This is a genomic window from Pseudomonas sp. CFBP13508 (genome assembly GCF_005233515.1).
In the GTDB taxonomy this organism is placed as follows: Bacteria; Pseudomonadota; Gammaproteobacteria; order Pseudomonadales; family Pseudomonadaceae; genus Aquipseudomonas; species Aquipseudomonas mercuritolerans.
In genome coordinates, this window is sequence record NZ_QFZZ01000002.1 from 363,154 (window position 1) to 377,953 (window position 14,800).

At 59.7% G+C, this 14,800-nt stretch carries 16 protein-coding genes; 6 read left to right on the forward strand and 10 right to left on the reverse strand.

Translation table 11 applies throughout. The features are described 5' to 3' along the window. Nucleotides 1-130 precede the first annotated feature (130 nt). A complete protein-coding gene (locus PspCFBP13508_RS06180; RefSeq protein ID WP_137214182.1) occupies nt 131-553 on the forward strand; it encodes a GNAT family N-acetyltransferase in 423 nt (140 codons plus the stop codon). A 115-nt stretch (nt 554-668) separates the two neighbouring features. Here PspCFBP13508_RS06180 and def read toward each other — a convergent pair whose 3' ends face one another. The 3 genes from def to PspCFBP13508_RS06195 form a co-directional block, all read right to left on the reverse strand. Next, nucleotides 669-1,208 carry a peptide deformylase gene (gene def, locus PspCFBP13508_RS06185; RefSeq protein WP_076563914.1) on the reverse strand — a complete coding sequence of 180 codons (540 nt, stop codon included), beginning with the start codon at nt 1,206-1,208 and terminating at the stop codon, nt 669-671. Then, a complete protein-coding gene (locus PspCFBP13508_RS06190; RefSeq protein ID WP_137213982.1) occupies nt 1,205-2,161 on the reverse strand; it encodes a YihY/virulence factor BrkB family protein in 957 nt (318 codons plus the stop codon). Before PspCFBP13508_RS06190 ends, def begins: the two co-directional genes overlap by 4 nt. A gap of 163 nt (nt 2,162-2,324) precedes the next feature. Beyond that, complete coding sequence (locus tag PspCFBP13508_RS06195; RefSeq protein WP_042607250.1) at nt 2,325-2,516, reverse strand: CsbD family protein; 192 nt, start codon at nt 2,514-2,516, stop codon at nt 2,325-2,327. A 194-nt stretch (nt 2,517-2,710) separates the two neighbouring features. Between PspCFBP13508_RS06195 and PspCFBP13508_RS06200 the strand changes: the two genes are divergently transcribed. Beyond that, on the forward strand, nt 2,711-3,088 hold the full coding sequence (locus tag PspCFBP13508_RS06200; protein WP_016775519.1) for a hypothetical protein: 378 nt from the start codon (nt 2,711-2,713) through the stop codon (nt 3,086-3,088). Between the two features lie 238 nt (nt 3,089-3,326). Here the strand turns inward: PspCFBP13508_RS06200 and fadD1 are convergent, their stop codons facing one another. After that, nucleotides 3,327-5,024: a long-chain-fatty-acid--CoA ligase FadD1 gene (fadD1, locus tag PspCFBP13508_RS06205; protein ID WP_024014053.1), complete on the reverse strand. Its 1,698-nt coding sequence runs from the start codon at nt 5,022-5,024 to the stop codon at nt 3,327-3,329. Between the two features lie 347 nt (nt 5,025-5,371). Continuing rightward, nucleotides 5,372-7,060: a long-chain-fatty-acid--CoA ligase FadD2 gene (fadD2, locus tag PspCFBP13508_RS06210; protein WP_137213983.1), complete on the reverse strand. Its 1,689-nt coding sequence runs from the start codon at nt 7,058-7,060 to the stop codon at nt 5,372-5,374. A gap of 225 nt (nt 7,061-7,285) precedes the next feature. On the opposite strand from fadD2, the gene PspCFBP13508_RS06215 reads away from it, so the two are divergent. Both PspCFBP13508_RS06215 and PspCFBP13508_RS06220 read left to right on the forward strand, forming a co-directional pair. Further along, a complete protein-coding gene (locus PspCFBP13508_RS06215) occupies nt 7,286-8,230 on the forward strand; it encodes an alpha/beta hydrolase (protein WP_137213984.1) in 945 nt (314 codons plus the stop codon). Nucleotides 8,231-8,273: 43 nt separating this feature from the next. Then, nucleotides 8,274-8,744: a MaoC family dehydratase gene (locus PspCFBP13508_RS06220; RefSeq protein ID WP_003227420.1), complete on the forward strand. Its 471-nt coding sequence runs from the start codon at nt 8,274-8,276 to the stop codon at nt 8,742-8,744. Between the two features lie 293 nt (nt 8,745-9,037). On the opposite strand, the gene PspCFBP13508_RS06225 is transcribed toward PspCFBP13508_RS06220, so the two are convergent. Beyond that, a complete protein-coding gene (locus PspCFBP13508_RS06225) occupies nt 9,038-9,505 on the reverse strand; it encodes a PA2169 family four-helix-bundle protein (protein WP_016773542.1) in 468 nt (155 codons plus the stop codon). Between the two features lie 206 nt (nt 9,506-9,711). Between PspCFBP13508_RS06225 and PspCFBP13508_RS06230 the strand changes: the two genes are divergently transcribed. Both PspCFBP13508_RS06230 and PspCFBP13508_RS06235 read left to right on the forward strand, forming a co-directional pair. Then, nucleotides 9,712-9,948 carry a DUF3820 family protein gene (locus tag PspCFBP13508_RS06230; RefSeq protein WP_003227425.1) on the forward strand — a complete coding sequence of 79 codons (237 nt, stop codon included), beginning with the start codon at nt 9,712-9,714 and terminating at the stop codon, nt 9,946-9,948. A 30-nt stretch (nt 9,949-9,978) separates the two neighbouring features. Beyond that, entirely contained in the window at nt 9,979-11,160 is a 1,182-nt protein-coding gene (locus tag PspCFBP13508_RS06235; RefSeq protein WP_137213985.1) for an aminotransferase class V-fold PLP-dependent enzyme, read from the forward strand. Here PspCFBP13508_RS06235 and PspCFBP13508_RS06240 read toward each other — a convergent pair. From PspCFBP13508_RS06240 to zwf, 4 genes are all read right to left on the reverse strand, one after another. Next, nucleotides 11,157-11,738 (reverse strand): hypothetical protein, encoded by a 582-nt coding sequence (locus PspCFBP13508_RS06240; RefSeq protein WP_137213986.1) that lies wholly within the window; start codon nt 11,736-11,738, stop codon nt 11,157-11,159. The genes PspCFBP13508_RS06235 and PspCFBP13508_RS06240 overlap by 4 nt on opposite strands. A gap of 170 nt (nt 11,739-11,908) precedes the next feature. Next, nucleotides 11,909-12,574 carry a bifunctional 4-hydroxy-2-oxoglutarate aldolase/2-dehydro-3-deoxy-phosphogluconate aldolase gene (locus PspCFBP13508_RS06245; protein WP_016773539.1) on the reverse strand — a complete coding sequence of 222 codons (666 nt, stop codon included), beginning with the start codon at nt 12,572-12,574 and terminating at the stop codon, nt 11,909-11,911. A 17-nt stretch (nt 12,575-12,591) separates the two neighbouring features. Beyond that, on the reverse strand, nt 12,592-13,305 hold the full coding sequence (gene pgl / locus PspCFBP13508_RS06250) for a 6-phosphogluconolactonase (protein ID WP_137213987.1): 714 nt from the start codon (nt 13,303-13,305) through the stop codon (nt 12,592-12,594). Further along, nucleotides 13,292-14,758, reverse strand: coding sequence for a glucose-6-phosphate dehydrogenase (gene zwf / locus PspCFBP13508_RS06255; RefSeq protein WP_016773537.1), 1,467 nt, complete (start codon nt 14,756-14,758; stop codon nt 13,292-13,294). Before zwf ends, pgl begins: the two co-directional genes overlap by 14 nt. Nucleotides 14,759-14,800 lie beyond the last annotated feature (42 nt).

Here is a 14,800-nt window from a genome sequence, read left to right on the forward strand (position 1 = left end):
GCTTTCTTTGAATCCATACCTTTGGACATGATCGATACTCCACTCACAGGGGATGTGAGTTCAGGTATACACCTATCCCGAGGCGCGCGTTCTTTTATAATCGGCGCTTTTCGCAGTGACAGCCGAACTCATGTCCGACATCCACTACAGCCAGCTCGACGAATCGTTGTGGCCGCTGATGAACAAGTTCTACCGCAGCCACCAATCGTCGATGAAAGCCGTGCGCGAGGCGCAGTTGTGGGTGGCAAGGCGCGGTGAAATCGTTGCGGCGCTGTGCCTGCGTCCGGTAGCGGGCGGGCATTGGCTGACGGGGTTGTTTGTCGATCCGGGGTGTCGCGAGCAGGGAATTGCTGCGCAACTGATCGCGGCGGCGGTTGCTAAGGTGGACGAGCCGGTGTGGCTGTTCTGCCATCCGGATCTGCGCGGGTTTTATGAGCGGCGTGGGTTCAGTTTCGATCCGCTGCTGCCGCAGGCGATGGCCGAGCGGTTGAGCCGGTACGCGCGGAGCAAGCCGATGATTGCGATGGGGCTTAATCCCGCAGATTTACGCTGAAACCCCGTGGGAGCGAGCCTGCTCGCGAATGCGGTGTGTCAGCGCCGAATCTGGTTCTGATACTCCGCGTTCGCGAGCAGGCTCGCTCCCACAGGGATTGATGGTGTTCTGACAATCAGTCGTCAGCGTTGGGATCAAGGTCCGGGAACAGCACTTCGGTAAAGCCGAACTTGCTGAAATCGGTAATCCGTGACGGGTACAGCCGGCCGATCAGGTGATCGCATTCATGCTGCACCACTCGCGCATGAAACCCCGAGGCTACGCGCACGATCGGCTCGCCCTTGGGATCAAAGCCTTCGTAGCGAATCTGCTGATAGCGCTCCACCGCACCGCGCAGGCCCGGCACCGACAGACAGCCTTCGAAGCCCTCTTCCATCAACGGATTCAACGGCGTGATCAGCGGATTGATCAGGATCGTCTGCGGCACTGCTTCAGCATCCGGGTAACGCTCGCTGTGTTCGAAGCCGAAGATCACCAGTTGCAGGTCGACGCCGATCTGCGGCGCCGCGAGGCCAACGCCGCCGACGCTTTCCATGGTCTGGAACATGTCGTCGATCAGTTGCCACAGCTCGGCGCTGTTGAACATCTCAGGCGGTACCGGCGCGGCGATGCGCAACAGGCGCTCATCACCCATTTTCAGAATTTCACGAATCATGGTCGGGCTTCATCAGTGTCCGGCTTGAGCGAGTGATCGCGGCCCAGGCCGGAGACGTGTTGTTTGGTGGATTCGTCGGGCTCGCCAGGGGCTTTTTCGCCCTTGTCCTTGCCTTCGGCGGACATGTGCTCGATCACCGCATTCATTTCTGCGCCGAGCAACAGCACCGCGGCGGAAATGTAGAAATACAGCAACAGCACGATGATCGCCCCGATGCTGCCATACATCGCGTTGTAGTTGGCGAAGGTTTTTACGTAGAAGGCAAAGCCCAGTGAAGCGAGAATCCACACCACCACGGCCAGCACCGAACCTGGGGTGATAAAACGGAAGTCCTGTTTGACGTCAGGCATCACGTAATAGATCAGCGCTACCGCGACCATCATCAGAATCACGATCACCGGCCAGCGCGCGATAGTCCACACCGTGACGATGAAGTCTTCCAGCCCCACTTGTGCGGCAATCCAGCCCATCACCTGCGGCCCGAGCACCATCAGCGCGGCGGCAATCAGCAGCATGCCGGCAATGCCAACGGTGTAGACGATCGACAAGGGAAAACGCTTCCAGACCGGTCGGCCTTCGACCACGTCGTAAGCGGCATTCATCGCGCTCATCATCAGGCGCACGCCGGCGGACGCGGTGTACAGGGCGATCACGATACCGATGGACAGCAGGCCACCCTTGGATTGCTGCAACTGGTCGATCACCGGATTGACCTGCTCCAGCGCCTGCGGCGGCAGGACCAGTTCAGATTGCAGGCGCAGCCAGGAGAAAAAGTCCGGCAGGTGCAGGAAACCGATCAGGGCAATCAGGAAAAGAATGAACGGGAAGAGCGAGAACAGCATCTGGTAGGCCAGCGCCGAGGCGTAGGTCGACATTTCGTCATCGACGAATTCAGTGACCGTGCGCACCATCACCCGGTGCAGGGGCAGACCTTTCATGTCCGGGAATATCATTCGCGTCTCCTTGCGCCGCAAAAGGTTGAAGTCGTGGCGACTCAGGGGCCGTTTTTTACCTCAAGGTAGCCTACTTGGCGATCCTTCGGCGGATGACCGCAGGGTTCTGATACAAAAACGGCCATCCTTGGATGGCCGCTCGTGTGATTCGTTCAAGGCTCACTTACGCCTTGTCGACGCCTTTTTTCACAGCGTCCTTGGCGTTGCCGACCGCTTGCTGGGCTTCGCCTTTTTTCTCTTGAACTTTGCCTTCCGCGCGCAGCTTGTCGTTGTCAGTAGCTTTGCCGACGCCTTGCTTGACGTTACCGACGGCTTCGTTGGCCATGCCTTTTACTTTATCGCCTGTGCTACTCATGGTGTTTCTCCGTGAAGCATAAAGGGAAGAAAAGTCATTACGTAACGATTGACCGGTGCGCTTTGCGCCGAGTTTCATTTATTTTGCCGGCATTTCGTCGTGGCATGCAGGTTGCGCTTTATGTTTGCCGGCGTTGCCCCGAGAATGCTCAGCCTACGGGCGCTGAGCCCGGCACACCGATTCGCAGGAATGTCATGAAGCTCAATAAAACCCAGGCCATCGCCCGTCGCAACCAGGAACTGGGCGGCGCCGTGCTCGGCACCAACAACTGCCACTTCGCCGAACTGAACCGTAACCGCAACATCTGGTGGTTCGACCTGCCGGTGTCGCGCTTGGCCATCGGTCAGTACGAGTGGATTCACTTGCTGCTGCACACCCCGGCCACCGATGAGTTGCTGCACCTGAAAGTGCCGACGGTGTTCCTGCGCGAAAAGCTCGAAGGCCTGGTGATTCGCAACGAAGGCAAACGCAAGGCGGCGCTGAGCCTGGAATTGAGTGCGGACAAGGATTCGTATCTGCAGGACATGCGTCCGGCGGGGACCAATGTGAATTTTGCGCCGTTTCGCCAGTAGTATCGGCGGCGCGGCCCGTTCCCCTCACCCTGGCCCTCTCCCAGAGGGAGAGGGGACTGACCGAGTTGCTCTCGCGGAATATGCCGACCTGAAATATCCAGCCGAACTCAAGATCCGAATTATCCCTGATCGGCTCCCTCTCCCTCTGGGAGAGGGCTGGGGTGAGGGGCAGTCTCGAAGCATGACTCAAGCCCTACTCGGCACCAACAAAAAGCCCCGCATCTGCGGGGCTTTTTATTTACGCGGCAGACTTGGCCTTGATCTTCTTCAGTTCTTCATCTCGCAATTCGCGGCGCAGGATCTTGCCGACGTTGGTGGTCGGCAGCGCATCGCGGAACTCCACCGAACGCGGCACTTTGTAGCCGGTAACGTTGGCGCGCATGTGGTCCATGACCTGTTCTTTGGTCAGGGTCACTCCCGGTTTGGCGACGATGAAAATCTTGATCGCCTCACCCGACTTCTCGTCCGGCACGCCGATCGCCGCGCACTGCAATACGCCCGGCAAAGTCGCCAGCACGTCTTCCAGTTCGTTCGGATAGACGTTGAAGCCAGACACCAGAATCATGTCCTTCTTGCGATCGACAATGCGCATGTAGCCGTCCGGCTGGATCAGCGCGATGTCACCGGTTTTCAGCCAGCCGTCGCTGTCGAGCATTTCATCGGTGGCTTCCTGACGCTGCCAGTAACCCTTCATCACTTGCGGGCCCTTGACGCACAGCTCGCCGATTTCACCCAGCGGCTGCTCGACACCGGCATCGTCGATGACTTTGCACAGGGTCGACGGTACCGGAATGCCAATGGTGCCGATCTGGATGTGCTGGATCGGGTTGACCGTGGCCACCGGGCTGGTTTCGGTCATGCCGTAGCCTTCGCAGATGGCGCAACCGGTCACGGCTTTCCAGCGCTCGGCTGCCGCCAGTTGCAGGGCCATGCCGCCGGACAGGGTGACTTTCAGCGCGGAGAAATCCAGTTTGCGGAAACCTTCGTTGTTGCACAGCGCCACGAACAGCGTGTTCAGACCGACAAAACCGCTGAACTTCCACTTCGACAGCTCCTTGACCATCGCCGGCAGGTCGCGCGGGTTGCTGATCAGGATGTTGTGGTTGCCGATCAGCATCATCGCCATGCAATGAAAGGTGAACGCATAGATGTGATACAGCGGCAGCGGCGTGATCAGGATCTCGCAGCCTTCGTTGAGGTTGGAGCCCATCAGCGCCTTGCATTGCAGCATGTTGGCGACCAGGTTGCGGTGCGTCAGCATCGCACCCTTGGCCACGCCGGTGGTACCGCCGGTGTATTGCAGCACCGCGACATCGCCGCTGTCCGGATTGGCTTCGGCCACTGGCTGGCCGTGGCCCTTGCTCAGGACGTCGTTGAATTTGATGGCTTTGGGCAAGTGATAGGCCGGGACCATTTTCTTCACGTACTTGATGACGCTGTTGATCAGCAGGCGCTTGATCGGCGGCAGCAGGTCGGCGACTTCGGTGACGATGACATGCTTGACGCCAGTCTTCGGCACCACGGCTTCGGCCAGGTGCGCCATGTTCGCCAGGCACACCAGGGCTTTGGCGCCGGAGTCGTTGAATTGGTGTTCCATTTCCCGCGCGGTGTACAACGGGTTGGTGTTGACCACGATCAGCCCGGCGCGAATGGCACCGAAGACCGCGACCGGATACTGCAGGACGTTGGGCAGTTGCACGGCGATTCGATCACCGGGCTGCAAGTCGGTATGCTGTTGCAGATACGCGGCAAAGGCACCGGACAGCTCGTACAGCTCACCGTAGGTGATTGTCTTGCCCAGGTTGCTGAAAGCCGGTTTGTTGGCGAAGCGTTGGCAGGATTGCTTCAACACTGCCTGAATGTTCGGATACTCGTCTGGATTGATCTCGGCTGCGATTCCAGCCGGGTACTTATCCTTCCAAAAGTCTTCGATCATGGAAGCCCACTCCTCAGCAACGCGAATTCTTCACCGCATTTGATGCGATTATTATTGGTGTGTGTTTTGTATTGGTGAATCCGGCGTTTTACAGGCCGAGAAGTCACAAAGCGCGCCGAGAGTAGCAGCTTTGCCAAGGGTCGACCAGAGCCAAACGTGGGCCCTACAGTCATATTGATGACTCAAGACTTGCCAGCGGTCATTTTAGAGCAAAAATCCTATTAAACCGTGAAAGCCCCGTAGTCATGGGGTGTAAAAGCAAAAGATCGCAGCCTTCGGCAGCTCCTACATTTGGAATGCGTATCCTGTAGGAGCTGCCGAAGGCTGCGATCTTTTGCTTGTAACCTTTATGCGATATCCCGCAACTCGCGCCGCAGAATTTTCCCTACAGGCGTCATCGGCAACGACTCACGCAACACGATGTGTTTCGGCACCTTGTAGGCCGTGAAGTGTTCTTTGCAGTAGGCCTTCAGCTCTTCCAGGCTGACCCCGCTCTCCCGCGCTACCACAAACAGCTTCACCGCCTCTCCCGAACGCTCGTCCGGCACGCCGATGACCGCGCAGTTGGCGACTTTCGGGTGGGCCATGACCACGTCTTCGATTTCGTTGGGGTACACGTTGAAGCCGGAGACGATGATCATGTCCTTCTTGCGATCGACGATGCGCACGAAACCGTCCGGGTCGATCACGGCGATATCGCCAGACTTGAACCAGCCCTCGGCATCCAGCACTTCGGCGGTAGCTTCGGGTTTGTTCCAGTAGCCCTTCATGATCTGCGGGCCTTTGATGCATAGCTCGCCGCGCTCGCCCAGTGGCTGCTCAACGCCGTCATCGTTGATGATTTTCACCAGCGTGCCCGGCACCGGCAGGCCGACAGTGCCCAGCCGCGACTGATCGCCGTAAGGGTTGGTGCAGGCTACTGGCGAGGTTTCGGTCAGGCCGTAGCCTTCAGTGATACGGCAACCGGTCATCTGCTCCCAGCGCTCGGCGGTGGCCTTGACCAGCGCGGTGCCGCCGGAGTTGGTCAGCTTCAGGCTGGAGAAATCCAGGGTCTTGAAATCCGGGTGGTCCATCAGCGCGACGAACAAGGTGTTCAGACCCAGCAGCGCCGAGAAGCGCCAGTTTTTCAGTTCCTTGATGAAGCCGGCAATGTCGCGCGGATTGGAGATCAGCACGTTGTGGTTGCCCGAGACCATCATGCACATGCAATTCGCGGTGAAGGCATAGATGTGGTACAGCGGCAGCGGCGCGATCATCACCTCTTGGCCTTCGCGCAACAGAGGTTGACCGTCCGGGCCGAGCTGAGCCAGACACGCGCGCACCTGCTGCATGTTCGCCACCAGATTGCCGTGGGTGAGCATCGCGCCCTTGGCCAGGCCGGTGGTGCCGCCGGTGTATTGCAGCACGGCGATGTCGTCGAGGCCGACGTTCAGCGGCTTGATACCCTGACCGCGGCCCATGCGCAGCGCGCTTTTGAACGAGGTGGCTTGCGGCAGCGAATACTCGGGAACCAGTTTCTTCACTTTGCTGACCACGGTGTTGACCAGCCAGCCTTTGGCGGTGGGCATCAGGTCGCCCATCTTCGCTTCGATCAAATATTGGATGTCGGTGTCGGGCAACACTTCCTGGACTTTCTGCCCGAACAGATTCAGGTAGACCAGCGCGCGTGCGCCGGAATCCTTGAACTGGTGGCGCATTTCCCGCGGTGTGTACAGCGGGTTGGTGTTGACCACGATCAGCCCGGCGCGCAGCGCGCCGAACACGGCAATCGGATAATGCAGAACGTTGGGCATCTGCACCGCAATGCGATCCCCCGGCACCAGATCGGTATGGGCCTGCAGATAACCGGCGAACGCCGCGCTCTGGCGTTCGAGTTCGGCGTAGGTCAGGGTGATGCCCATGCTGCTGAACGCCGGGCGGTCGGCGAATTTCTTGCAGGAACGCTCAAACACTTCGATGACCGACTTGAATTCACCCATGTCGATGTCCAGCGGTACGCCGGCTGGGCGCTTGTCATTCCAGAAATCAGGTTGCATTGTTCTTGTCCTCTTTACCTGAGCCGATCCGGGAGCCGCTTTCTGTCGTTTCTGCTTCGTCCATTGAAGGCGAAAAGCACAAAGCGGAGCTTCACGGACACTAGCAGCTATGGCCATTGAGGCAAATATGACGCAAGCCCTCATTGATCCCGTGAATCTTCCTGCCATGGCGTGAGCTGATCAGACGCGCTATACACTGTGGCGATGCTGAGCAAAGGAATCGCCATGACACACGACACCTTCTGGCTGGACGCGAATGACCGCAGCCGCCTGTACGTCAACCGCTGGCTGCCGGCCACGCCATTGAAAGCGGTGGTTCTGCTGGCCCATGGCATGGCCGAACACAGTGCTCGCTACGCCCGCCTCGCCGACACGTTTTGCGACAAAGACTATGGCGTCTACGCCCCGGATCTGCGCGGCCATGGCCGCACAGCCGACAACGGCACCCTCGGCCACTTCGCCGATGACGATGGCTGGTGCAAGGTCGTCGGCGATCTGGCCAGCCTCAACCAGCACATCGGCCAGCAACACCCCGGCGTGCCGATCATCCTGCTCGGCCACAGCATGGGCAGCTACATCGCCCAGGCCTATCTGCTGCATCACAGCGCCAGTCTGCACGGGGCGATTCTCAGCGGCTCGAATTTCCAGCCAGTGGCGCTGTATCGCGCTGCGCGGCAGATTGCCCGGCTGGAAAAACTGCGTCAGGGCGGCAAGGGCCGCAGTGCGTTGATCGAGTGGCTGTCGTTCGGCTCGTTCAACAATAAATTCAAACCGGTGCGCACCCGTTTCGACTGGCTGAGCCGCGACCCGGCGGAGGTCGACAAGTACGCCGCCGACCCGTTGTGTGGCTTTCGCTGTACCAATCAGTTCTGGATCGACCTGCTCGGCGGCTTGCAGCAAATCAGCAAAGCGTCCAATCTCGCGCAGATCGATCCGGGCCTGCCACTGCTGGTGATTGGCGGCGAATGTGATCCGGTGAGCGAGGGCAAGCGTCTGACAGATCTGGCCAATGCCTTGCGCAGGGCCGGCAGCCAGCATCTGCAACTGAAGATCTACCCGCAGGCCCGGCACGAATTGTTCAATGAAAGCAATCGCGACGAAGTGACTACCGATGTGCTCGCCTGGATCGACCAGGCCCTGAGCCATCGGCGCCCGCAGCGTAGCGAATAATTTTTTGTGGATTCACTGAAATCCGTCACAGGAATCGAAACCGATGACCCAGGTTACCAACATCCCTTACGAAGCCCTTGAAGTCGGCCAGACCGCCAGCTACAGCAAGACTGTCGAAGAGCGCGACATTCAGCTGTTCGCCGCGATGTCGGGCGACCACAACCCGGTGCACCTGGACGCCGAGTTTGCCGCCGCCAGCATGTTCAAGGAACGCATCGCCCACGGCATGTTCAGCGGTGCGCTGATCAGCGCAGCGGTGGCCTGTGAATTGCCTGGGCCGGGCACCATTTATATCGGCCAGCAGATGAGCTTTCAGAAGCCTGTGAAGATCGGCGACACGCTGACGGTGCGCCTGGAAATTCTGGAGAAACTACCGAAATTCCGCGTGCGTATTGCCACTCGCGTGTTCAATCAGCGTGATGAGTTGGTGGTGGATGGCGAGGCGGAGATTCTCGCGCCGCGTAAACAGCAGACGGTAACGTTGCCGACATTGCCGGCGATCAGTATCGGCTGATGGATTTTAGGGTGTCAGGTAGATTGCTGCCCCCTCACCCCAACCCTCTCCCCCAAGGGGGCGAGGAGGAAAGGGAGCTGATCTGCATCGGATTCAAATCCTGCGCTCGGCGCGGGCGATCTTCAAGACCTTCCAGAACCAGAGTTCAACTCAGATCGCTCAAGTCGGCGTAACTCCGGCATTCACCTCGGTCAGTCCCCTCTCCCTCCGGGAGAGGGCTAGGGTGAGGGGCTTTTCCTGCGGGCACAAAAAAACGCCAGACGAGCTGGCGTTTTTTATCAGCCGACTAACTCTTACGAGTTGGCACGAGCCTGGTTGCGCAGGGCTTTCACCTGGTCGTGGTTGCGTTGTACGCCGTGGTACTGACGCTCAACCAGATCCTTGATGCCCACCAGATTGTGCTTGTTGATCTTCTCGATCGCTTCACGATAAGCCTTCAGCGCATGGTCTTCACCGCGCTCGGCTTCGTTCAGCACAGCCTCTTCATCTTTACCGGTGAACATGGATTTCACGTCGACCCAGCGACGGTGCAGATCACCGGCGACGCTGGTCGAAGTTTCCGGATCACCGCCCAGCGAACGTACCTGAGCCTGCAGCTCGGCTGCTGCGGTGGCGCAATCGGCGGAGCGCTGCACGAACAGGGTTTTCAGTTCTGGGTGCTTAATGTCTTCGGCGCAAGTCTTGAACCCTTCCTGACCGTCCTTGCAGGTTTCAATCAGGTCGTTGAGTACAGAAATGGCTTCTTTATTCATGTCGGTCATTTTTCAATTCCTTGCGATGGGTTGAAGATGCAAGGGATATTGCAGCGTGCGTGCCAGCTTCGCTTCAGGTAGAAATATCTTTGTTTTCAGTGACTTAAGAAAGATTGAACCATCTGTATGCTGGTTTTTTGCATGATCTGTCATTTGGCCTGCATGCAGAATGCCTGTATTTTCCAGGCTGTTATGTGAATCGATGAAGCGTGCTGATGAATCCGGAAAAACTCGAACTGTTGATCACCCGCGAGATGCCCTTCGGCAAATACAAAGGGCGGATCATTGCCGACTTGCCTGGCCCCTATCTGAACTGGTTCGCCCGCGAAGGTTTTCCCCACGGCGAACTCGGTGGCCTGTTGGCGTTGATGCAGGAGATCGACCACAACGGCTTGTCCGACCTGCTCGAGCCGCTACGCGCCAAACATGGCAAACCCGCCCCGCGCCACTGACGCGCCCTCCTCTCTTGAGCCTTGTCGACCATGCCTGACAACACCCGCCGCGCCCGTGACGAAGCCTTCTGGCAAACCTTTGCCGACCGATACGATGTGCAGCCCGGCCCGGTCAATCTGGAAAACGGTTACTTCGGGCGCATGTCGCGCACGGTGATCGAGGAGTACCAGCGCAACATCGAGCTGATCAACACCAGCAACTCGGTTTATGCGCGGCAACGCTTCGAGCAGCACGGCAACCTCGAAATCCGCGCGCAACTGGCAGAACTGATTGGCGTACGCGCGCAAAGCGTGGCGCTGACGCGCAATGCCACCGAAGGCCTGCAATCGCTGATCCGCAATTACAATCGCCTGCAACCGGGCGATCAGGTGCTGATCTGCGACCTCGAGTACGACACGGTCAAGGGCGCCATGCGCTGGCTGGCGAAACACCGTGGCGTTGAGGTTATCGAAATATCCCACCGCCACCCGGCCAGTTTCGACAGCCTGCTGGAAAGCTACCGCGAAGCTTTCACCCGCCACCCGAAACTTAAACTGATGGCGCTGACCCATGTCACCCATCGCACCGGCCTGGTCATGCCGGTACAAGCCATCGCCGCGCTGGCCAAAGAGCACGGCGTAGACATCATCCTCGACGGTGCCCACGCCCTCGGCCAGATTGAATTTGACCTGCAAGCGCTGGGCATCGCCTTCGCCGGTTACAATCTGCACAAATGGATCGGCGCGCCGCTGACCCTCGGCTTCATTTATATCGCCCCGCAGCGTCTGGCCGACATTGATCCGGACATGGGCGAGATGCATTACCCGGTCACCGATATTCGCGCGCGCACCTCGTACAGCACGCCGAACATCCCGGCGCTGATGACCTTGCCGCTGGTGTTCGAAGAGCACGACGCCCTCGGTGGCGCCGCAGCCAAAAGCCCACGTCTGAATTACCTGCGCAACCTGTGGGTCAACGCCGTGCGGCATCTGCCAGGCATCGAGGTACTGACGCCGGACGATCCGCAACTGTATTGCGGGATCACCGCTATGCGCTTCACCCGGCATGCCGATCAGCAGGCCATGGCCGAGCGTCTGCTCAGCGAATTCAACCTGTTCACCGTGGTGCGCACCGGCGCCGCGTGCGGGCCATGCATTCGCATCACACCGGGGCTGACCACCACGGCTGGCGAGATGGAGCAGTTGGTCCACGCATTGAACCAGCTGCGCTAGAACGGCGCTCCGGAGTTTTTTTCGTAGCCTTCAAGACCCAACTGCGACGACACGGCGAACGTGTCGATGCCGAGGGTCTGGCAAGCGAAGGCACCGTCTTCAAGATCGGCGCCGGCGATCGGCTGCAATACCAACTGCATGGCGTCCTCGGCGGCAGCTTCACAGCCGCAGTGGCCGGGCAAATGCAAGGTGCCGGCCCAGGCCTCGTGGTGAGCTTGCGCTCCTGCTTCGTCGCCGGGAATGAATACGCTCAGCTTCAGGCAAGCAGCGCCGTGCACCGCTCGATCCGGATAGACACTGGTGAAACGGACGATGCCATGGCTGTCGGTCGATTGAATGCCGCACAGGCTGGTGTCGGTATCAATCGTCTGCCGAATGAGCACCAGCGCGCCGATAACCGGCTCGCTGGTCATCGCATCGACCAGCGAAAGACGCAGGATCAGCGGCAGGCCTTCGACGCCCTGGCTGATATTGCGCACATGGGATTCGGCTGCGGGCCGATCAGGGCGGTCGAGGGGAAGTTGCTTCGGTTGATAAGGGGATTGTGGCGCAAGGGTCAGAGACTGAAAGTCGTCCATGAGGCGTTCTCTCTTCCATAAGATGAACGCAGGTTAACTCCGTGAAAAAGACAGCGTGCAGTAACTATGTATCGCGACATGTACCGGCACTTTTTTCAGCGCAAAAAAAAGGTGCGCCGACCAAGCGCACCATAAAGCCGTAAAGCACACAACGAGGTGTCGGGTGACAATCAGTCCAGCAACGCCAGGGCCTCGGCGGTGCATTCCTGAATGCGGGCCCAGTCGCCGTTCTTGATCCACTCCGGATCAAGCATCCAGCTACCGCCCACGCACATGACGTTTTTCAGCGCCATGTAGCTCTTGATATTGGCCGGGCCGACGCCGCCAGTCGGGCAGAATTTCACTTCGCCGAACGGGCCGCCGAGCGCCTTGATTGCCGCCACGCCACCGCTGACTTCCGCCGGGAACAGCTTGAAGCGGCGATAGCCCAGACCGTAGCCTTCCATGATCCCCGAGGCATTGCTGATGCCCGGCAACAGCGGAATCGGGCTGTCGACGCTGGCTTCGAGCAGGTCGCGGGTGATGCCCGGGGTGACGATGAATTGCGAGCCGGCCGCTTCCGCCGCTGCGAGCATGTTGCGGTCGAGCACGGTGCCGGCACCGGTCATCAGTTCCGGGCGCTGTTCGCGCAGGATCTGAATGGCCTTGAGGCCGAACTGCGAACGCAGGGTCACTTCCAGCGCGGTCAGGCCACCGGCGGCGAGGGCGTCGGCCAGTGGCAGCACGTCCTGTTCGCGGGCGATGGTGATTACCGGCAGGATCCGCGCCTTGGCGCAGAGACTGTCGATCAGGGCAACTTTGTCCGCCATGGAAACGGTCGGGGATGGGGTTGTCATAGCGGCTGTTCCTTGGCTCATGGGCACCAGTAAATCTCTAACGTAGGTTGCAGAAACGCGCGCACCGGCATGGCCGCTACGTCATCGGATGCCAGCGCGGCATTCAGGGTGGTCAGTTTCGATTGACCGGAAATCGACAGAATCTTGTGCTTGGCCGAGGCCAGCAGCGCACGGCTCATGGTCAGGCGCTGACGTGGCACGCTCGGCGCCAGCATCGGCCAGCAACGGCGCGTGCCATCGGCTTGCAGCGCTTCGGCGAGGTTCGGGCTGTCGGGGAACAGCGACGCGGTGTGGCCGTCATCGCCCATGCCCAGCACCAGCACATCAATCGGCGGCAATTCGGCAAGCAAGCGATCAGCCTGTTCCGCAGCCTGCTCGACGTTGGCCGCCGCGCTGTAGAGGCTGAGGAACTGCGCCTTGGCTGCCGGGCCTTTGAGCAGATACTGCTTGAGCAGGCCGGCATTGCTGTCGGCATGTTCCACCGGCACCCAACGCTCGTCGGCCAGGGTCACAACGACCTTCGACCAGTCCAGCTCCTGCTTGGCCAGGTGCTGGAAGAACGCGACCGGGCTGCGCCCGCCAGACACCACCAGCACCGCGTTGCCGCGTGCCGCAATGGCGTCGCTCAGTTGCTTGGCAACGTTCAGCGCCAGGCCTTCGGCGAGCAGCACCGGGCTGGTGAATTCGCGGGCAGTCACGCCCGTCGGCAGTTGCACATCAGATATCGCCATACCACGACCTCCCGTCCCGCGTGATCAAAGCAATGGAGCTCATCGGCCCCCACGACCCGGCCGCATACGGCTTGGGCGCGTCACCGGATTTCTTCCACCCGGCGATCAGCTGGTCACACCACTTCCACGCGGCTTCGATTTCATCTTTACGGACAAACAGGTTCTGATTGCCGTTCATCACTTCCAGCAACAACCGCTCGTAGGCATCGGGGATCCGCGCGCTACGCCAGGTGTCGGAGAAATTCAGTTGCAGCGGCCCGCTGCGCAGTTGCATGCCCTTGTCCAGGCCTTGCTCCTTGGTCATCACGCGCAAGGAAATGCCTTCGTCCGGTTGCAGGCGGATGATCAGTTTGTTGCTGATCTGCAGACGCTGCTCCGGGGCGAAAATGTAGTGCGACGGTTCCTTGAAGTGGATAACGATCTGCGACAGCTTCTGCGGCATGCGCTTGCCAGTACGCAGGTAGAACGGCACGCCGGCCCAGCGCCAGTTGCGGATGTCGGCACGCAGGGCGACGAAGGTTTCGGTGTCGCTCTGGGTGTTGGAATTCGGTTCTTCGAGGTAACCCGGAACGGATTTCCCCTCGCTGTGGCCGGCGATGTACTGGCCGCGCACGACCTGAGTGGTCAGGCCTTCCGGGCTGATCGGCGCGAGCGCCTTGAGCACTTTCACCTTCTCGTCACGGATGCTGTCGGCGGACAGGTCGGCCGGCGGGTCCATGGCGATCAGGCAGAGCAGCTGCAACAGGTGATTCTGGATCATGTCGCGCAGCTGGCCGGCCTTGTCGAAATAGCCCCAACGGCCTTCGATGCCGACCTTCTCGGCCACGGTGATTTCCACGTGGGAGATGTAATTCTGGTTCCACTGGGTTTCGAACAGGCTGTTGGCGAAACGCAGGGCGATCAGGTTCTGAACGGTCTCTTTGCCCAGATAGTGGTCGATACGGTAGGTGCGGTCTTCCGGGAAGAACTGCGCTACTGCGTCGTTGACCTTGCGCGACGACTCCAGGTCAGAGCCGATCGGCTTTTCCAGCACCACCCGAGTGTTTTCGGCCAGACCGACTTTCTCGAGGTTCTCGCAGATTGCGCCGTACACCGCCGCCGGGGTGGCGAAGTAGGCAATCATGCGCTGGCTGCTGCCGGCCAGTTCCGCCAGCGCCACGTAATCCTCAGCCTTGAGGAAGTCGACGTGCAGATAGGTCAGGCGCGCGAGAAAGCGCTCGGCTACGGTTTCGTTCAGCTCTTTGCCGACGTAACGGCGCAATTCGGCGGCGATGAACGCCATGTGCTGCTGCTCGCTGCCGGGCTCACGGGCCAGCGCGATGATGCGCGTGTCCTCGTGCAGCAGGTCGGCACCGTCAAGGTGATACAGGGCAGGAAACAGCTTGCGCAGGGCCAGATCGCCAAGCGCGCCGAACAAGGCAAAGGTGCACGGTTCAACCGTAATGGAAGGCATGATGTTTGTTCTTTTATCAAGTTAAGCTACAAATACCTTTTT

Coding starts and splice junctions, on each gene's coding strand:
- PspCFBP13508_RS06180 (WP_137214182.1), top strand. CDS start 131: ATGTCCGACATCCACTACAGCCAGCTCGACGAATCGTTGTGGCCGCTG.
- def (WP_076563914.1), bottom strand. CDS start 1,208: ATGATTCGTGAAATTCTGAAAATGGGTGATGAGCGCCTGTTGCGCATC.
- PspCFBP13508_RS06190 (WP_137213982.1), bottom strand. CDS start 2,161: ATGATATTCCCGGACATGAAAGGTCTGCCCCTGCACCGGGTGATGGTG.
- PspCFBP13508_RS06195 (WP_042607250.1), bottom strand. CDS start 2,516: ATGAGTAGCACAGGCGATAAAGTAAAAGGCATGGCCAACGAAGCCGTC.
- PspCFBP13508_RS06200 (WP_016775519.1), top strand. CDS start 2,711: ATGAAGCTCAATAAAACCCAGGCCATCGCCCGTCGCAACCAGGAACTG.
- fadD1 (WP_024014053.1), bottom strand. CDS start 5,024: ATGATCGAAGACTTTTGGAAGGATAAGTACCCGGCTGGAATCGCAGCC.
- fadD2 (WP_137213983.1), bottom strand. CDS start 7,060: ATGCAACCTGATTTCTGGAATGACAAGCGCCCAGCCGGCGTACCGCTG.
- PspCFBP13508_RS06215 (WP_137213984.1), top strand. CDS start 7,286: ATGACACACGACACCTTCTGGCTGGACGCGAATGACCGCAGCCGCCTG.
- PspCFBP13508_RS06220 (WP_003227420.1), top strand. CDS start 8,274: ATGACCCAGGTTACCAACATCCCTTACGAAGCCCTTGAAGTCGGCCAG.
- PspCFBP13508_RS06225 (WP_016773542.1), bottom strand. CDS start 9,505: ATGACCGACATGAATAAAGAAGCCATTTCTGTACTCAACGACCTGATT.
- PspCFBP13508_RS06230 (WP_003227425.1), top strand. CDS start 9,712: ATGAATCCGGAAAAACTCGAACTGTTGATCACCCGCGAGATGCCCTTC.
- PspCFBP13508_RS06235 (WP_137213985.1), top strand. CDS start 9,979: ATGCCTGACAACACCCGCCGCGCCCGTGACGAAGCCTTCTGGCAAACC.
- PspCFBP13508_RS06240 (WP_137213986.1), bottom strand. CDS start 11,738: ATGGACGACTTTCAGTCTCTGACCCTTGCGCCACAATCCCCTTATCAA.
- PspCFBP13508_RS06245 (WP_016773539.1), bottom strand. CDS start 12,574: ATGACAACCCCATCCCCGACCGTTTCCATGGCGGACAAAGTTGCCCTG.
- pgl (WP_137213987.1), bottom strand. CDS start 13,305: ATGGCGATATCTGATGTGCAACTGCCGACGGGCGTGACTGCCCGCGAA.
- zwf (WP_016773537.1), bottom strand. CDS start 14,758: ATGCCTTCCATTACGGTTGAACCGTGCACCTTTGCCTTGTTCGGCGCG.